The organism is Niabella sp. ZPM-14 (assembly GCF_055693045.2).
On the sequence record NZ_CM181148.1, the window covers coordinates 1,767,059 to 1,783,582 of the forward strand.

16 protein-coding genes are annotated in these 16,524 nt (G+C 45.9%); 7 read left to right on the plus strand and 9 right to left on the minus strand.

Going from position 1 to position 16,524, the window contains the following annotated elements:
- Nucleotides 1-31: 31 nt before the first annotated feature.
- Nucleotides 32-2,473 carry a TonB-dependent receptor domain-containing protein gene (locus ACU37H_RS07495; RefSeq protein WP_472702150.1) on the minus strand — a complete coding sequence of 814 codons (2,442 nt, stop codon included), beginning with the start codon at nucleotides 2,471-2,473 and terminating at the stop codon, nucleotides 32-34.
- A gap of 296 nt (nucleotides 2,474-2,769) precedes the next feature.
- On the opposite strand from ACU37H_RS07495, the gene gcvH reads away from it, so the two are divergent.
- Both gcvH and ACU37H_RS07505 read left to right on the plus strand, forming a co-directional pair.
- Entirely contained in the window at nucleotides 2,770-3,147 is a 378-nt protein-coding gene (gene gcvH, locus ACU37H_RS07500; RefSeq protein WP_472702149.1) for a glycine cleavage system protein GcvH, read from the plus strand.
- Nucleotides 3,148-3,180: 33 nt separating this feature from the next.
- Nucleotides 3,181-3,564, plus strand: a complete 384-nt coding sequence (locus ACU37H_RS07505) for a VanZ family protein (protein ID WP_472702148.1) — start codon at nucleotides 3,181-3,183, stop codon at nucleotides 3,562-3,564.
- A gap of 220 nt (nucleotides 3,565-3,784) precedes the next feature.
- On the opposite strand, the gene ACU37H_RS07510 is transcribed toward ACU37H_RS07505, so the two are convergent.
- The 7 genes from ACU37H_RS07510 to ACU37H_RS07540 all read right to left on the minus strand — a co-directional run bounded on the left by ACU37H_RS07510 (nucleotide 3,785) and on the right by ACU37H_RS07540 (nucleotide 10,292).
- Nucleotides 3,785-4,381: a hypothetical protein gene (locus ACU37H_RS07510; RefSeq protein WP_472702147.1), complete on the minus strand. Its 597-nt coding sequence runs from the start codon at nucleotides 4,379-4,381 to the stop codon at nucleotides 3,785-3,787.
- 107 nt (nucleotides 4,382-4,488) lie between these two features.
- Complete coding sequence (locus tag ACU37H_RS07515) at nucleotides 4,489-4,704, minus strand: hypothetical protein (RefSeq protein ID WP_472702146.1); 216 nt, start codon at nucleotides 4,702-4,704, stop codon at nucleotides 4,489-4,491.
- Between the two features lie 15 nt (nucleotides 4,705-4,719).
- Nucleotides 4,720-5,847 (minus strand): ATP-binding protein, encoded by a 1,128-nt coding sequence (locus ACU37H_RS07520; RefSeq protein ID WP_472702145.1) that lies wholly within the window; start codon nucleotides 5,845-5,847, stop codon nucleotides 4,720-4,722.
- A gap of 148 nt (nucleotides 5,848-5,995) precedes the next feature.
- Entirely contained in the window at nucleotides 5,996-7,804 is a 1,809-nt protein-coding gene (typA, locus tag ACU37H_RS07525; RefSeq protein WP_472702144.1) for a translational GTPase TypA, read from the minus strand.
- A 250-nt stretch (nucleotides 7,805-8,054) separates the two neighbouring features.
- Entirely contained in the window at nucleotides 8,055-8,768 is a 714-nt protein-coding gene (locus tag ACU37H_RS07530; protein ID WP_472702143.1) for a DUF3307 domain-containing protein, read from the minus strand.
- Nucleotides 8,765-9,412, minus strand: coding sequence for a hypothetical protein (locus ACU37H_RS07535; RefSeq protein WP_472702142.1), 648 nt, complete (start codon nucleotides 9,410-9,412; stop codon nucleotides 8,765-8,767). The genes ACU37H_RS07530 and ACU37H_RS07535 overlap by 4 nt, the downstream gene beginning before the upstream one ends.
- Before the next feature lie 187 nt (nucleotides 9,413-9,599).
- Nucleotides 9,600-10,292: a Bax inhibitor-1/YccA family protein gene (locus ACU37H_RS07540; protein WP_472702141.1), complete on the minus strand. Its 693-nt coding sequence runs from the start codon at nucleotides 10,290-10,292 to the stop codon at nucleotides 9,600-9,602.
- Between the two features lie 61 nt (nucleotides 10,293-10,353).
- Here ACU37H_RS07540 and ACU37H_RS07545 point away from each other — a divergent pair, with 61 nt between their 5' ends.
- The 3 genes from ACU37H_RS07545 to ACU37H_RS07555 all read left to right on the plus strand — a co-directional run bounded on the left by ACU37H_RS07545 (nucleotide 10,354) and on the right by ACU37H_RS07555 (nucleotide 12,483).
- Complete coding sequence (locus ACU37H_RS07545) at nucleotides 10,354-10,887, plus strand: Crp/Fnr family transcriptional regulator (protein WP_472702140.1); 534 nt, start codon at nucleotides 10,354-10,356, stop codon at nucleotides 10,885-10,887.
- Nucleotides 10,888-10,931: 44 nt separating this feature from the next.
- Nucleotides 10,932-11,483, plus strand: a complete 552-nt coding sequence (locus ACU37H_RS07550) for a DinB family protein (RefSeq protein WP_472702139.1) — start codon at nucleotides 10,932-10,934, stop codon at nucleotides 11,481-11,483.
- A 97-nt stretch (nucleotides 11,484-11,580) separates the two neighbouring features.
- Complete coding sequence (locus ACU37H_RS07555; RefSeq protein ID WP_472702138.1) at nucleotides 11,581-12,483, plus strand: lytic transglycosylase domain-containing protein; 903 nt, start codon at nucleotides 11,581-11,583, stop codon at nucleotides 12,481-12,483.
- Here ACU37H_RS07555 and ACU37H_RS07560 read toward each other — a convergent pair.
- Entirely contained in the window at nucleotides 12,480-13,718 is a 1,239-nt protein-coding gene (locus ACU37H_RS07560; RefSeq protein WP_472702137.1) for a multidrug effflux MFS transporter, read from the minus strand. The genes ACU37H_RS07555 and ACU37H_RS07560 overlap by 4 nt on opposite strands.
- Nucleotides 13,719-13,936: 218 nt before the next feature.
- On the opposite strand from ACU37H_RS07560, the gene ACU37H_RS07565 reads away from it, so the two are divergent.
- Both ACU37H_RS07565 and ACU37H_RS07570 read left to right on the plus strand, forming a co-directional pair.
- Entirely contained in the window at nucleotides 13,937-15,616 is a 1,680-nt protein-coding gene (locus ACU37H_RS07565) for a GMC oxidoreductase (protein ID WP_472702136.1), read from the plus strand.
- 98 nt (nucleotides 15,617-15,714) lie between these two features.
- Entirely contained in the window at nucleotides 15,715-16,374 is a 660-nt protein-coding gene (locus ACU37H_RS07570) for a gluconate 2-dehydrogenase subunit 3 family protein (RefSeq protein WP_472702135.1), read from the plus strand.
- The last annotated feature ends 150 nt before the right edge of the window (nucleotides 16,375-16,524 follow it).

The following is a 16,524-nucleotide window of genomic DNA, read 5'->3' on the forward strand; positions in this document are numbered from 1 at the left end:
TGGTAGTTCAGGCATGGCAACAGTCCATAGCCTAATTACCTCCCCCTCCTATTCTGCTTTGCTCATCATCTGCACTGCCGGTGCGGCGGCGTGCGGGCTTGATATCATTTCGCCCAAATTTATATATTAAAGAGACATTGAATTGCGGATTGTCCATCCTCCGGTTGTTGTCCACCGTGATGTCTACGTCTGCATAGCGCGAATAACCCCGGAAATTGCTGGTGCGAAGAAGGTCTCTGGCTCCGATCTTCAGGGTGCCTTTCTGCTTGAACACCTGTTTTGCCAGCGCCACGTTTAAAGCGCCCATCGGCCGGCCGATAATCAACCCATCGGAGGGACTGGAGCTAAACCAGCCGCTTAATTCTCCTGTCCATATTTTGGCGAAAGAAAAGCTATTGGTGATATTGGCGTCCACCACGTTGATCGTTACCTCTATCGGGATGTTTTCCTGGCCGTCACTGTACAGCCCTTTATACTGATTGTTAAATACGCCGCTATACAAGCTGAGGTTCCACCACTTAACCAGCTGCTTATTCAGTGAAACGGATGCACCCCATTGCCTTCTCTTGGCAAAATTTTCAGTGGTCTGGAAAGTCGTCTTTCTTTCCGTGTTTTGCTTTAAAAGCTGGGTGATGATATCATCAGTGCGTGTATGGCTTACCGTAAATGTCAGGAAGTTGCGGTAGGTATGGCTCAGCTCAAACCTGTTGGAAAATTCGGGTTGCAGGTAAGGATTGCCCTGGCCATAAGTCAGCGAGTCAATAAAATAAACAAAAGGATTCAGGTCATCATAATCCGGCCGGCGCACACGACGGCTGTAAGCGAAGCTGAGCTTGTTCTTATCATTGATGCTATACACCGCCCCGAAGTTGGGAAACAGGTTCGTATACCGGCGGGTAAAACTGCTGTCGCTTTTTACCTGCTCGCCTTTAGCATTGGTATTCTCTACCCGCAGGCCACCGCTTAATTCCCATTTTTTAAAGCTGGCCGTGAAGATCCCATATATCGCATTGATGTTTTCATTAAAGATAAAATGATTACTACGCTCGAGGTCATCGAACCATCCGGTGCTGGTGTCACGCATATATAATACATTGTTATCAGTGGTTACATAACTGCTTTTAATACCCGCTTCTAATTTCATCGATTTGGAAAACGGATGCACATAATCTACTTTTCCGCTGTAAATATTTACGATGGATGGTTGTGAACCTCTTAAAGAAATGGTATTTCCAACCTGTGTATTGTTAACGTCTAAAGCTCTTGTGATCAAAAGGTTTTTTCCCTGATCATCATAAAAACCATAATCAAGATCGGCTGTCATCTCCCTACCCAAAGAATCGAAAGTATGCTTGTAGTTGGCATTCACATTGATATTTTTGGAGCGTCCGGAGTTGTTGCCTTGCGAGGCCAGGATGGAACGGAGCACTTTATTGGCATCGTACAGGTCAGACACGCTATTGTTGTTTCCTTCCCATTCGCTGATGCCTGCCCTGATGACAATGCCCGCCACATCGTTATCGGTAAAATTATAATCCATACCTACCCTTGCGTTATGCCACATGTTGTCATTTCTCCGGTGGGTGATCTGCGATGAAGAATCAGAAAATACGCCGTCTTCATAAAAATTACGGTTGATAGCCATGATGCCTAAGCCTTCCCACACACCACCGTTGTAGCTTCCGAAAATATTGAGTTTGTTGTTGCGGTAATTCAGGTTTACACCGCCATTGTATTTAGGATAAAAGCCTTGTATGTAATTCAAATCTACATTTCCGTTAAAGCCGCGGATGGTGCCTTTTTTAGTTTTGATATTGATCACACCGGCGCCGCCTTCTGCGTCGTATTTAGCAGGCGGTGACGTCATGATCTCGATCTGGTTCAATCCGCTGGCCTGGATGCTCTTCAAATAAGCCGCTAACTGGGTGCCGCTTAAATAGGTAGGCTTATCATCAATCAATATCATCACACCGCCTTTCCCCTGGAGACTCACATTGCCGTCTGCATCTACTGATACACCCGGCGACTTTTCTAATATTTCCAGCACATTCAAACCAGCGTTGGTAGGTTGTCCATCTACATTTACCACTGTTTTACCTGCTTTCATTTCGATAGGCGGCCTCTTGGCGGTCACTACCACACCGGTCATCTGCACCGAGCTTTTATCGATAGTAAGATCTTGCGTCACGTTGTTGAGGCTATCGTATACAAAAGGATTTGAGTAGGCATTAATAAAGCCGACACTGGTGACCATCAACAGATAATTGCCACCTGGTATCTGTTCGAAAACGAAACGGCCGTTTTTATCTGCCGCAGCAATTTTTTTGAGAGAAGAATCTTTGGCGTTTAACAAAGAGACAGAGGCGTTGGGCATCGGCGCCTGGTTCTGGTCTGTTATCTTTCCGGAAATGGTTTGGGCGTTTGCAACTCCGGTAAGGCAACTAATGAGGGTCAATAAAAGAAAAGATCGCATAAAAATGGTTTATGGCCGTAAAGCTATTGTCGCTCAACCCCTTGACAAACCTATTTACGGTAAATGGTGTAAAACGACCGATAAAAGTGACGAAATGCCACTTAAACGGTTTGGCCATTCGGGCAACTGCTTTCTAATCGCAGCAACACAGAAAATGTTACAGTACATCAGAAAATGCGCCCTACATGTGTTTTTCGCTTGTCATTGTAACTTTGCGGATAAAAAGTAGCAGGCTTTTCAAAAAAATCCCGATGCTTTTACCCATATTTGTATTTCAAATAAAACATTAATCAACTATGAGTTATCCTGATACACTCCGTTACACTAAAGATCACGAGTGGATTAAATTAGAAGGCAATGTCGCAACAATAGGTATTACTGATTTTGCTCAACGCGAACTGGGAGATATTGTATTCGTGGAAGTGGAGACTATTGGGAAGGCGCTGAAAGCAAATGAAGTGTTTGGAACAGTAGAAGCCGTGAAAACAGTATCCGATCTGTACCTGCCGGTGGATGGTACGGTGAATGAACTGAATCCCGCCCTGGCCAACGCCCCTGAGCTGGTAAATACTGATCCTTACGGCGAAGGATGGATGATCAAAATGACCGTTGACAACCCTTCCGATGTTGATGCCCTGCTGGATGCTGCCGGTTACGAAGCTGTAACAGGGTAGGCAAACCTGCGCAAGCGCAATAAAATTATTATCTTGAAAAAGTTATCCAAAAGCTATTGGCCGGCCATCATTTGGTCGGCCATTATTATTATATTATTAAGCATTCCCGGTTCTGACCTTCCGGACGAGACTTCCTTTCTTAACATTCCCCATTCTGACAAATATGTACACTTTGGCATGTTTGCCCTGTTTGTGGTACTCTGGTGTGGCATCGTGCGGTACAAAAGTACGCGAACCCGGCTGACCCAACAGTTTGTCCTGATCACCCTGGGCGGGATACTGTTTGGCTACCTGATGGAGCTGGTGCAAAAGTTCCTGGTAGCTAACCGTGATTATGATATGTGGGATGTAGTTGCAGACGGCAGCGGCGCTATAGCAGGACTTATTTTTAGTCTCATAGTATATACAAAAAAATAGACCCCTGTAGAAACAGGGGTCGCAACCAAAACTAACTGCTTATGAGAAAATTGACTATCTTAAATCTTATACTCTATAAACGTACAAGACTATTTGTTTATTTTATTGAAGTTGTTAAAGTAATTTAAAAGACATTTCTGCCGGAAAAATCACTTTTTTTGTTATTAAGAGCTACAGTTAAAAAATAACAGAAATCATGCCAAAAAGCAAAATCGGTTTTCTAATTGAAAAAATCTTTTATCAACCCTGTCAAACCACCCGCGTCTTTCTGATTTTGCTTTGCTTTTTGGGCAACATCGGCGTTTAACTGCCCTATTTGAGCCTCCTGGTCCTTGTCAGCGCCACCTGTAAATTGCTGCACCAATCCCTGCAAGTCAAATCCACCCGCTCCACCACCCTGGTTTCCCGTGTAGGCTCCGACTAACTGGTTCAGATCGAATGAAGCATGAGACGGGTCGTTGCTGCGCGTATTGCTTACTAACTTGCTTAACACACCCGGAATGATATTGTTGGCCACAGAATTAGCAACAGCGGGGCTAAGTTGCAGCTTCTGCACCAGGTTACCTGCCAGCTTTCCGATCATTTCCGTCACCATCGGGTTGTTCAACAAACCGCCTTTACTCGTATTGTCACCACCGGCAAACATCCCGATCAGGCTTTGAAGACCTCCGCCGCTCAATATACTTTGAAAACCTTCAGTAATGGTACTGGCGGTCTCCTTCATGACCTCATTGTTCTTATCGTCAGGTATATCGGGATTCTGCACAACATCCTGCTGGCCTTGCTGTTTTACAAGTGCTAAAATCTGTTCGAGCATACTCAAAAATTTTGGCGTTGACGAAACAAGGGAGGGTCTCCTCGCACGTTGTCTTTAACGTTAGTATTACCTTTTCAAAGGTATCAACTATTCGGCGAAAAACAATATTACTTGCCAGCAGTTTTTTCACTTTTCCACCAGCGAAATGCAATGATGCCAATGACGGCCAGCGGAATAAAAGCCAGATAAATAATACCCCCGTTCAATCCATGCGCGGGACCATCTCCCAACTGCTGTGCCGTCTTAGTACAAATGGAACACTGAGCAAACGCGGAAAGCGTGAACACAAGCAAAACAATAATTGTAGCAATTCCTTTTTGCATAGCGCAAAATTACAATTATAGGATGAAGCTTTGATAGTTATTTTGATGTATTACGTTAAAACTTGCGTCGGGATAAGCTTTTGCAAAAGCAACCGGGGTTTTCACAGCCTGCTCGTTCCACTTTAGCTCAAATCCGCTCAGTTGATCTCCGGCCGCTTCGATCAGGTCTATTTCCTGCTGATCGTAGGTGCGCCAGAAATAACTGTTCAAAGGATTATGATGATACTCATTATACTTTATCCGTTCACTCAAAATATAATTTTCCCAAAGCATTCCTATATCCTGCCGTAAAGCCGGAACATTAAAGTTCCCGATCAACGCGTTCCTGACCCCGTTATCAACAAAATACCAGCGACTGCTTTTGACCACTTCCTTACGCAGGTTTTTGCTATAACCTCCCCGCTTATAGATAACAAACACCTTGGTTAACAGATCCAGATAACGCTCTACCGTATTTTTACTGAGACCCAGCTTCTTTCCTAATTCGTCAAGCGACACTTCATTGCCTATCTGGTAGGAGAGCAATATCAGAAGGTCTTTTATCTTTTGCGGATTACGAATACTTTCAAAAGCCAGGATGTCTTTTAAAAGATACGTGTTGACCAATTCCTGCAAATATTGCTGCTTTTCCTCTAACGATGCTATATTCAACACTTCCGGGTAGCTGCCAAAAACCAGACGCTCTTCCAGGTTTTGCCTGGTTTCGAGCAGGTTTTCGACGGCGGCCAGCTCCATTTGCGCGATCGGATACAATTGGTTGGTAATGCTACGGCCTACCAGCGGTTCTCCTGAATTTTGTTGCAGATCAAAACTGCTGGACCCCGTAATGATAATATGCAGTGGCTTAATCTCATCGATCATCAATTTCACCTTCCGGCCAATATCTTCGATATATTGCGCCTCGTCAATAATCAATAATTTTTTTCTTTCTAATAACCGCTTATAATTGGCAACGGTTCTCGCCGCCAGCAACTGCTCAGTATCTGTATCTTCTCCGTTCAACCAGAGACAGTCCTTGCCGAAATGTTCTCTTACTTTCAGCAATAACTCTGTCTTGCCCACCCGCCGGGCACCAACCAACAAACTGACTTTTTGTTTAGCGCAGTCCTTAATAATCTTTGAAAAGATGGCTCTTTGTAACATACATATTAATTCACTGACGCAATTTATATAAATTCAGTCAATAAACTGACGCTATTTTTATAAATTCAGTCAACAAACTGACGCTATTTTCATTTTGGCGCAAAAAAAAATCCCGGACATTGTCCGGGACTTCCTGAAATAAAATGATTTATGCTTCAGCGGCCATTTTCTTCGCCTGGCGGTTCCTTTCGATTTCATCCAATATTACTTTCCGCATACGGATAAAATTGGGCGTCACCTCGATACATTCGTCATGCTGGATATATTCCATGCACTCCTCCAGGGTCATCAGCGTTTTAGGCGCGATGCGTGTCGCATCATCGCTACCGCTGGCCCGGTGGTTGGTCAGTTTCTTTTCCTCAGTAGCATTTACTACCAGGTCGCCGGGTTTAATATTTTCTGCAAGGATCTGTCCGGTGTATACTTCTTCTCCCGGATCAACAAAGAAGGTTCCGCGATCCTGTAATTTATCGATCGAGTACCCGGTTGTTTTACCCTGATTCTTAGAGATCAACACGCCGTTATTTCTTCCGGGAATCGCTCCTTTCCAGGGTTGGTAATCATTAAAACGGTGCGCCATCACCGCTTCACCGGTGGTTGCCGTCAGCATTTGCGTACGCAAGCCGATCAAACCACGGGAAGGAATGTCGAATTCAAGATGCTGCATTTCACCTTTGGTTTCCATGATCAGCATTTCGCCTTTACGACGGGTCACCAGGTCAATCACCTTGCTGGCAAACTCTTCAGGCACATCTACCACCAAAGTCTCGTATGGCTCGTATTTTTTACCATCAATCGTTTTCACTAACACCTGCGGCTGTCCGACGGTCAACTCATATCCTTCACGGCGCATAGTCTCGATCAATACGCCCAGGTGAAGGATACCCCGACCATACACCAGGAAGCTCTCTCCGCCTTCGCTTTCTTCTACACGCAACGCCAGGTTCTTCTCGGTTTCCTTGATCAGCCTGTCGCGCAGGTGACGGCTGGTAACAAATTTCCCGTCTTTACCATAGAAAGGGGAATTATTGATACCAAACATCATATTCATCGTTGGCTCATCCACGCTGATAATCGGCAATGCCTCCGGATTTTCAACATCTGCGATTGTATCTCCGATGTTGAAGTCTTCGATACCTACTACCGCACAAAGATCTCCCGCATGCACTTCCGCAACTTTTTTCTTACCCATTCCTTCGAACACATACAGTTCTTTCACACGGGTCTTTTTAATAGTACCATCAGCCTGCACTAAAGCCACTTGCTGGTTCTCTTTAATCGAACCGCGGCTTATTTTACCGATCGCAATACGTCCGAGGAAAGAAGAATAGTCCAGGGAAGTGATCTGCATCTGCAGGGTGCCGTGGTGGATATGTGGCGGAGGTACATGTTTCAGAATACCGTCCAGCAATGGGTTGATATTGTCGATTTCAGTCAGAGAATCATTGAACCAGCCATTTTTACCCGATCCGTAATAGGTAGGGAAATCCAGCTGCTCTTCGGTCGCATCCAGGTGGAAAAACAGGTCGAATACCGAATCGTGCACCTCATCGGGGCGGCAGTTCGGTTTGTCCACCTTATTGATCACCACGATGGGTTTCAATCCTAACGCTAATGCTTTTTGCAGTACAAAGCGTGTCTGAGGCATCGGGCCTTCAAAGGCATCCACCAGGAGGATTACCCCGTCTGCCATTTTTAATACGCGCTCTACCTCTCCGCCAAAATCGGCGTGACCAGGGGTATCGATCACGTTAATTTTTACATCGTTGTAGGTAACCGCCGCGTTTTTACTGAAAATAGTAATACCGCGTTCGCGCTCCAGGTCGTTGCTATCCATGATCAGATCGCCGGTTTCCTGGTTCTCACGGAAAACCTTGGTAGCGTGTAAGATCTTGTCTACCAGCGTTGTCTTACCGTGGTCTACGTGGGCTATAATGGCGATGTTGCGTAAATTCATTTGAATGAAATTGATATGTTTGTTTTATGAGCCTGCCCGGCTGAATGCCGGTTTGACAGGCTGAGAGGTTTACAAGGGTTTTGTTTTGAAGGTCTTAACCATGTATGATTGCATTAAAACCCGGAACCTGTCAACCCAAACTCTTTAAAAAGAGCGCAAAGGTACGGCTTTTTCTTCAGCTTATCCTAAAGCAATAATTTTATTAATATGCAGTTAATCTGACGGCATCGTTATGCCCCGTCTCTGAACATCAAACCGTCAGGGCTTGCACAATGACGCCCAGTAAAATGGCTACGCCAAAGCTCAGTAACGTTCCTATCAATATATACTCCGTCAATTTGCGGTCTCTGGATTCTTTCAGGTCACTGAACCGGAAAACAGATTTGGCGGTAATCAGGAAACCGATGGCGCCCCATTGACCGATCAATACAAAAAGAAAAACCATCAGTCGCTCGAGGATGCCGATATATTTTCCGGCATTGATCAGGGAATTATCCTGCGGCAGGTTGATATTTTCGGCCCATCTCATCAGCGCAATGCGCATGATGACCGGCATAGCCGCCGCCAGAAAGACGACCGCCATTATATAGATCCAGGTGGCGGGATATTGCAATATCCGGGTGATCCATCCGGTATCCGGGCGCTCCCACAAAAAGGCCAGCAAAACGATACTGACGAAATGCAATAGCTGGTCTGTCAGAAACCATCGTCCTTTATTGGTGGACTTTTGAAAGTAGAGCTTTAGGAGGTCTATCAGCATATGAGCTACCATGATCAGGAAGATGAGCGGCCAATAGACGAGGTTCCATAATAGCAATAAACTACATAATCCATGAACCAGGACGTGCACATATAATTGCCAGGAAGCGGCTTTATGCTGCTCTTTTGCCCTGACCCAGCCGGCGGGCTGAAGTACAAAATCTCCGATCAGATGTGCCAGCAATAGTTTGACCAACAGGATCATGATAATTGTTTTTTAAGGTGCTTTCTGAAATTTTGTTCCAGGGCGAGCATCTCGTTGGCATAAGCCCTGCTAAACCGGCCGCTGACCGAATGCTGTTCAATCCCCAAGATACGGCTTATTTCGACCTGCTTCAACTCAGGTTGTTGCAGCACGATTGCCATCAGTTCGGCGGAATTACTGCTCCAGTTATCCATAGTGATCAGCCCGAGCTTGATTTTCAGGTTCATATCCTCATCCCAATCGGGCCAGGGCGATTGTACAGATAAATTGACTTTTTCGGATGGGAGCTTTTCAAATTGATCGCCGGACCGGATAAAGGCATCGCCGTTGCTTTCGGTAATGTGCCTGGCTTTAAAGCCGTCTTCCCCGATGCCTATTGCTATGCGCACATCTAATTTTACACGCGATCCTGCGGCCTTCTCCTTCACAACAAGCGATTTGATCAGGGCCTTAATGGTCATGGCGTGCCAAAGCGCAGCCTCCGCATCTGCCACTTTCAACTGAAAGCTGTCGCCGCGATAGATCTCCCAGGCGCCGGGAGTAGTTCCCCATTGGCTCAGCAACTTTTTGAATGGAGCCAGCCAGGCAGCAGCGTTGCTGATTTTTCTTGACTGAATAATGTCACCGGTAAGAACGGCTATCATAGTATATCGTTTGATGAGGTGATAAAGACAAATATCACTTAAATGAGCGATATATCAAAATATCGTTTAAATAAACGATAAAACCAAATATCGTACAATTCAGCGATATTGACAACTACGCTTTCTTATCCTTAAAAAGAAAAACCCACAGCGCAGGCTGTGGGATCTCAATGTTGTGATAGTGCTATCAATCTCTCCTTGACATAAGGATCCGAAGGATATACCAGAATAATAACATAATAGATGCGAACAACTGTAAGGCAGCGCCCACATACTGCCCTGTATGGTACCTGTCTTTGATCTGGCTGGTCTGGTATAAAATACTTGCTGAAGCCAGCACCACCATGCCTACCGAAAACCACAGCCCGAGGTTGAAACCAAAAATAGCTCCCGCCACGATCAGCCCCAACGCTACAAAGCCACCCACCACAATAGCTGTCCTTAAAAAAGAAAAATCTTTCTTCGTCAAAAACACGACAGCGGTCAACCCGCCAAACATAAATAACGTGATCACCGCAGCCTGCTGTACCACCGCTGCGCCGTCGCTCATTACCAAAGCGATGTATAAAATAGGGAGGAAGATGATCGCTTCAATCAAGACATATAATGCCAACCCGGCATATTGCATATTCCTGGTGGGAGAAAAAGCCAGCCGGTCGGCCAGCATGCTGCCCAGCCAGAATAAGCCGATAATAAACAACCAGATAAACTTACCCGACATCATCTGCAGGATAAATTCCTGGGGAACCATGCGCAATAGAAACCCTTCTACTACCATGAAAGATAAGATCGCGATGGCTACATGCAGGTAAGTCTTTTTATAAAAAATCGCCCGTTCTACATCGTTAGCCTCGGAAACAACCATTACATTTTCATTCATATATTTAGTGTTTTGGCAGGTGAAATTAGCTAAAATATTTCAACCCCTCCTATTTTTGATTATGAATCCCGCTGCACTTCCGTCTTTTTTTGAAGCCCATAATTTGTTTGAAAGAACGGTCCTTCTCAACCGGGGCGACTTCTTAACAAAAGCAGGCTCCATTGATACGCATATTTACTTTATCGAACAGGGGACCGTGTATGCCTTTATCCTGGACGGAGATGAAGAGCGCATCATAAGATTTGGCTACGCCGGAAACATCATAGTGGCGCTGGACTCCTACCTCACCGGGCAACCTTCCGACTTTTTTATCCAGGCGATCAAAAAGACCCGGGTGCGGATCGCTTCTAAAACAGCTTTGACTCAATTGATTAGTCAGCACGAGCAGGGACAGCAGATCTGGTCGGGCATGCTAGAAAACCTGGTCCTGCAACAAATCGAGCGGGAAAAAGACCTGCTGATCCAATCGCCACTGGAGCGTTATGAACGCGTATTGAAACGGAGTCCGCGCCTGTTCCAGGAGGTGCCGAATAAATATATAGCCGCCTACCTGCGGATGAGTGCCGAAACCTTATCCAGATTGAAAAAACCTTGAGATTCGTCAATGTTTTCAAATGTTACGCTATTGATCTTTGCTTGATGAAAATACAGTCTGACTTACTCCTGAAAGAACTCACTCATCTTACCCAAAAGCACCTGGCGTTTATCGACAGGCTGAAAGCCGCGCCTGATCAGCATTTGATGCAGAAAACAAAACCGGATGCCTGGAACGCTCTTGAGTGTGTGGAGCACCTGAACCGGTATGGCCGTTTTTACCTGCCTGAAATCCAAAAGCAGATCCGCTCCACCCCTGCCACGCCTGCACCTGTTTTCAAATCCGGCTGGCTGGGAAATTATTTTGCAAAAAGCATGTGGCCGAAAGAACGGCTGAATAAAATGAAAACATTTGCTGTGATGAACCCGCTGAATAGCGGTGTCGACCGCCGGGTGATGGAGGAATTTGAGCAGCAACTACACACACTGCTGGATCTGTTGGATCAATGTAACCAGGTTGACCTCAACAAAAATAAAACAGCCATCAGCATCTCGAAGCTGATCAAATTAAAGCTGGGCGACACTTTGCGCGTCGTCATTTATCACAATGAACGTCATATCCGTCAGGCCGAACGCGCTGTAAGCGCAAACACATAACTGAGGCACATTCTTTGGGGAATGGTTTATATTCAGAGGACTCCCTGTCCCACAGCCGGTTGCTGTGACTAACGGGTTCTTTAATTAAACATCACTCATGAAAAAGTTTGCATTCGCCGGTTTACTATTCTTTGCAGGTGTAGGTATCTGCTTCACCGCCATGACCTTGTTTGGTTTTAAAAATCAGGCAGCCGTAGAAAAAATACCCGTCCCGGGTCTTTACCAGGCGCCGCAGCTGCCCGACTCAATGAGCTTTGCCGGCGAACGCGTGCCGCTGGAGCGATGGGAGATCAAAGAACAGCTGGACCGGGAACTGACTTATAATTACTTTCAACCCCAAAATGTCGTGTACATTATAAAGCTGGCAGAACGCTATTTCCCGCAGATCGAGCGGGTATTGAAAGCTAATAATGTACCGGAAGACTTTAAATACCTGTGTGTAGCAGAAAGCAATTTACAAAACCTGATCTCGAAAGTGGGCGCCACCGGATTCTGGCAGTTTATGGCAGGCACCGCGCCAGGCTATGGATTGGAAGTGTCAGGATCTGTAGATGAGCGGTACCATGTAGAACAATCCACGCAGGCCGCTTGTCAATACCTGAAGCAGGCATATAACCGCTTTGGAAGCTGGACTGCCGCAGCAGCATCGTACAACTGCGGCATGGGAGGTTATAATCAAAGGGTCACGCAACAAGGCAGTAAAAATTACTATGACCTGGTACTTCCCGAAGAAACCAACCGGTATATTTTCAGGATCCTGACCTTTAAGCACCTGATGAATCATGCGGAAGAAATGGGGTATGATATCAGCAAGAGTTATCGCTATACTGACCTGCCTACCAGGACTGTCACTATCACCCAAACCATTCCCAATCTCGTCACTTATGCGCGGAACAACGGAACGACCTATAAAGTATTGAAGACATTGAATCCCTGGTTGCGCGGCACGTCCCTCCCGGTGAGAGCGGGACAGCAATACGAGCTCCTGTTACCGGGTTAACTGTTTTTGCGAACCTTCTTCAGCAATAAGTTCAGGATGGCAAAGGATAACACGGCCATCACCAGATAGCCATATCCCATCTGTGATTGATCCTGCGGCTGTAGCAGTCCTACCACACTGTAGCTGGTGAAAGACGTAACGATATATACACCTCCGCCCGTAAGTCCGCTGGCCAGGCCTGCCATGGCGGGGAAGTGCCCAAGGCAATAGGCAAAATAATTATTGAACATGAATCCTACACAGATATGGATCAGGAAGGCGAACAAGAGCAGCGTATAAAGATTATACCACCATGCCGCCGTCAGGATCATGGCGATCACGAATAATAGCTGAAAGGCGTTGCTCCATCTTAACTTCGGCAGAAAAGGCTTCCGGATCATGGCCTTGCCGATAAAGCCACCGGCCATCCAGGCCAGTCCCATTAGCAACGCAGCATACCCCGCAACAACCGCGGAATAATGAAGCTGGTGTTCAATAATAAACGCTCCGGATAAACTGAAGATCATGGTCGCGCCATAAGACAAACCGCAGATCACAATACCCCAGGCGAAAGTTTTGTCTCGCAGCATCAGACGATAATCTTTCAACACCTGCTTCCACCTGAATGTCCGCCAGGATTGAACCGTCTCGCCCGAAAAGATCCATTCCAGTACCAGCATCACCAGACCGTAAATTGCTAACAGGTAAAAGTTGGCCTGCCAGTTAAAAAACTTTTCGAGGTAGCCACCGATAAAAGGAGCGATCACCGGCGCCGAAGACCAGACAATGGACATGATGCTCAAGTAATGCTTTCGCTTTTCGCCTTCGTAAACATCGACAAAAAAAGCCCGCTTGGACACTACAATAAACCCGGTGGTAATCCCCTGCACGATCCGCATCGCATAGATCATCTCAATCTGTCGCGTGGATACGATTACCAGGTTGCTGACAATAAAAACCGAGAGCGAAAACAGCGTGAGCCTGAAACGGCCAAAGCTGTCGATCAGGCTGCCCGTGATAAACTGGGAAGCGCCGTAACTCACCAGGAACAAGGTAAGTGTCAACTGAATATTATGCTCGGGCTGCCCCAGGTCCAGCGCCATATGAGGCATGGATGGGATATAAATGTCTGTGATCAGACCGGAAAGCGGGATCAGCAGAAAGGCCAGCCAGGTGGCAACCTTTTTATTTTTTTCAGGTAATGGTTTTACGTTTTTAAACGATCGGATTTTCGGTTCAGATAAAGTCAAAGCCATAGGAAACTGCGTATGCGGTATTACAACAGCTAAGACAACGAATTGTTTGGAGCTTTGACAGACAGCCTCCTATCGGTTCAGCTATTCTAAGTAAATAAAAAAATGAAATCGATTACAATTTAAAATAAAAAAAATTATATTTGGAGTCTATTCGAATATCATCTGCGAACCTATGACACACCGCTATTTGCTTTAAATACTTTAAACGATTGAACTGAATGTCAGATACTACATACGACGCCATTGTGATCGGCTCGGGCATCAGCGGAGGATGGGCCGCAAAAGAACTCTGCGAAAAAGGCCTGAAAACATTGATGCTTGAGCGCGGCAAAAACGTGGAACATATTAAGGACTATGGCAACACGGCGAAGGGACCCTGGGAATTTCCTCACCGTGGCAGCCTCACGTTAGCGCAAAACGAAGCCTATACCAACCGCATCAGAGGCTTTGGACCCAGTGAAACAAACCTGGATTGGTGGGCCAACGACGTTGAGGCACCCTATACCGAGATAAAGCAGTTCAACTGGTTTCGCGGCTATATTGTAGGAGGCCGTTCCTTGTTGTGGGGTAAACAAACCTACCGTTGGAGCGATCTTGACTTTGAAGCAAATGCGAAAGACGGAATCGGCATTGACTGGCCGGTTCGATACAAAGAAATCGCGCCATGGTATGATTACGTTGAAAAGTTTATTGGAGTGAGCGGCAGCATCGAACATCTACCCCAGCTTCCGGATGGCCAGTTTCTGCCACCGATGGAAATGAACATTGTAGAAAAAGATGTGGCCGCCCGTATCAAAAAAGAGTATAACGACACCCGCCGCATGATCATCGGCCGGTGTGCGCATCTTACGCAGAACCTGCCAGGGCGGACGCAATGTCAATACAGAAATAAATGCCATCTGGGGTGTCCCTACGGAGGGTATTTCAGTACGCAGGCATCCACCCTTCCCGCCGCCACTAAAACCGGCAATTTAACGCTGCGGCCGATGAGCATTGTAACAAAGATTTTATATGATAAAGACACAAAACGAGCGACAGGCGTAGAAGTGCTGGATGCGGAGACTAAAAAAACTTATCAATACAAATCAAAAATTGTCTTTCTCAACGCGTCGACATTAAATAGTACCTGGGTACTGCTCAACTCTGCTACCGATATATGGCCCGATGGGCTGGGCAGCAGCAGTGGTGCGCTCGGCCATTACCTGATGGACCATCATTTAGGCTCGGGAGCCGGCGGCCACATGGAGGGTTATGAAGATAAATATGTGTATGGACGGAGGCCCAATGGCATTTACATTCCGCGCTACAGGAATTTAAATAGCGAAAAAAGAGACTATCTCAGGGGATTTGGTTACCAGGGCGGTGCCGGCAGATCAAGGGGAACAAAAGCTGCTGAAGAGATCGCTCTCGGTGTAGATCTGAAAGTAGCGCTTTCAGAACCAGGAAACTGGCATTGGTGGCTGGGAGGTTTTGGTGAAGTGCTGCCTTATTTTGAAAACAAAATAACCCTGGATAAAAGCAGGCAGGACAAATGGGGACTAAATATTCTGGCCGTCGATGCGGAGCTAAAAGAGAATGAGCTGAAGATGCGCAAAGAAATAATAGAAGATGGAAAAGAAATGCTCGAAAGGTCAGGCGTAAAGGGCGTATACGGCTTCGACAACACGGCCATTATGGGCCAGGGCATCCATGAAATGGGAACAGCGCGCATGGGTTCCGATCCAAAAACATCCGTGCTGAACAAATGGAACCAGGTGTGGGATGCGCCCAATGTCTTTGTCACTGATGGCTCCTTTATGACTTCCGCCGGCTGTGTTAATCCATCACTGACCTATATGGCTTTTACGGCTCGCGCGGTTGATCACGCAGTAAGTGAGTTAAAGAAAAACAATCTTTAAACAATTCGCCGTTTTAGAATATAGTTCCCGGGGAAATTGACATTTCCCGATGGCTATATTCAGCATATGTTGTTCATCTGTCACTTCAAAATAATATTATGAATAGAAGAGAAGCTTTAATGCGGGTATCTGTTTTACTTGGAGGAAGCATCGTTGGCGCCGAAATCTTTTTGTCCGGCTGCAAAAACGCAACCGTTGACAATAACTTATTTTCAGCGGAAGACATTAGCCTGCTAAACGAAGTTGCGGAAACGATCATCCCCGCTACACCCGACTCAGGTGGGGGAAAAGTCGCTTTGGCCGGAGCTTTTATGGGCACCATTGTCACAGACTGTTATAATGAGGAAGAACAAAAAGTTTTTTTAGAAGGGATTAAGAAGCTGAAGACATCCTGCCAGGAAAAATACAAAACGGACTTTATCAGCTTGTCTGACACGGAAAAAGCTGCATTTTTAACCGACTTGTACCAGGAAGCCAAAGACTATGTAAAAACTGACGCTTATAAAAAGCAAAAAGAAGCTTTTGATCAACAACAGGAAGATTGGGTAAAAGCAGAAGCAGCCAGGCAAAATTTTGGCGCCGCTTATCTAAAGAAACAATTTCCACCTCACTATTTCAGCATGATGAGACAACTGACATTGTGGGGATATTTTTCTTCCAAAGAAGGTATGACGAAAGCCTTGCGTTATGTTGAAACGCCCGGCCGGTATGATGGCGCCTATCCTTATCAAAAAGGAGATAAAGCCTGGGCCTTATAAAAGCCCATAAAAAAAACTATCTATTTTACGGACCTGCGCATCTTTTAAAGTTCGCAGGTTTTTCATTTTTACAGATCATCAATGCGTCAAATTATTTCGTTCACCCGCTTCGCTACTTGATGTATTTTGTTATCTTGCCTGAATAACGAC

Bases quoted from the DNA above. Each gene is read 5' to 3' on its own strand.
- ACU37H_RS07495 (WP_472702150.1), bottom strand. From the start codon at position 2,473: ATGCGATCTTTTCTTTTATTGACCCTCATTAGTTGCCTTACCGGAGTT.
- gcvH (WP_472702149.1), top strand. From the start codon at position 2,770: ATGAGTTATCCTGATACACTCCGTTACACTAAAGATCACGAGTGGATT.
- ACU37H_RS07510 (WP_472702147.1), bottom strand. From the start codon at position 4,381: ATGCTCGAACAGATTTTAGCACTTGTAAAACAGCAAGGCCAGCAGGAT.
- ACU37H_RS07515 (WP_472702146.1), bottom strand. From the start codon at position 4,704: ATGCAAAAAGGAATTGCTACAATTATTGTTTTGCTTGTGTTCACGCTT.
- ACU37H_RS07520 (WP_472702145.1), bottom strand. From the start codon at position 5,847: ATGTTACAAAGAGCCATCTTTTCAAAGATTATTAAGGACTGCGCTAAA.
- typA (WP_472702144.1), bottom strand. From the start codon at position 7,804: ATGAATTTACGCAACATCGCCATTATAGCCCACGTAGACCACGGTAAG.
- ACU37H_RS07530 (WP_472702143.1), bottom strand. From the start codon at position 8,768: ATGATCCTGTTGGTCAAACTATTGCTGGCACATCTGATCGGAGATTTT.
- ACU37H_RS07535 (WP_472702142.1), bottom strand. From the start codon at position 9,412: ATGATAGCCGTTCTTACCGGTGACATTATTCAGTCAAGAAAAATCAGC.
- ACU37H_RS07540 (WP_472702141.1), bottom strand. From the start codon at position 10,292: ATGAATGAAAATGTAATGGTTGTTTCCGAGGCTAACGATGTAGAACGG.
- ACU37H_RS07545 (WP_472702140.1), top strand. From the start codon at position 10,354: ATGAATCCCGCTGCACTTCCGTCTTTTTTTGAAGCCCATAATTTGTTT.
- ACU37H_RS07550 (WP_472702139.1), top strand. From the start codon at position 10,932: ATGAAAATACAGTCTGACTTACTCCTGAAAGAACTCACTCATCTTACC.
- ACU37H_RS07555 (WP_472702138.1), top strand. From the start codon at position 11,581: ATGAAAAAGTTTGCATTCGCCGGTTTACTATTCTTTGCAGGTGTAGGT.
- ACU37H_RS07560 (WP_472702137.1), bottom strand. From the start codon at position 13,718: ATGGCTTTGACTTTATCTGAACCGAAAATCCGATCGTTTAAAAACGTA.
- ACU37H_RS07565 (WP_472702136.1), top strand. From the start codon at position 13,937: ATGTCAGATACTACATACGACGCCATTGTGATCGGCTCGGGCATCAGC.
- ACU37H_RS07570 (WP_472702135.1), top strand. From the start codon at position 15,715: ATGAATAGAAGAGAAGCTTTAATGCGGGTATCTGTTTTACTTGGAGGA.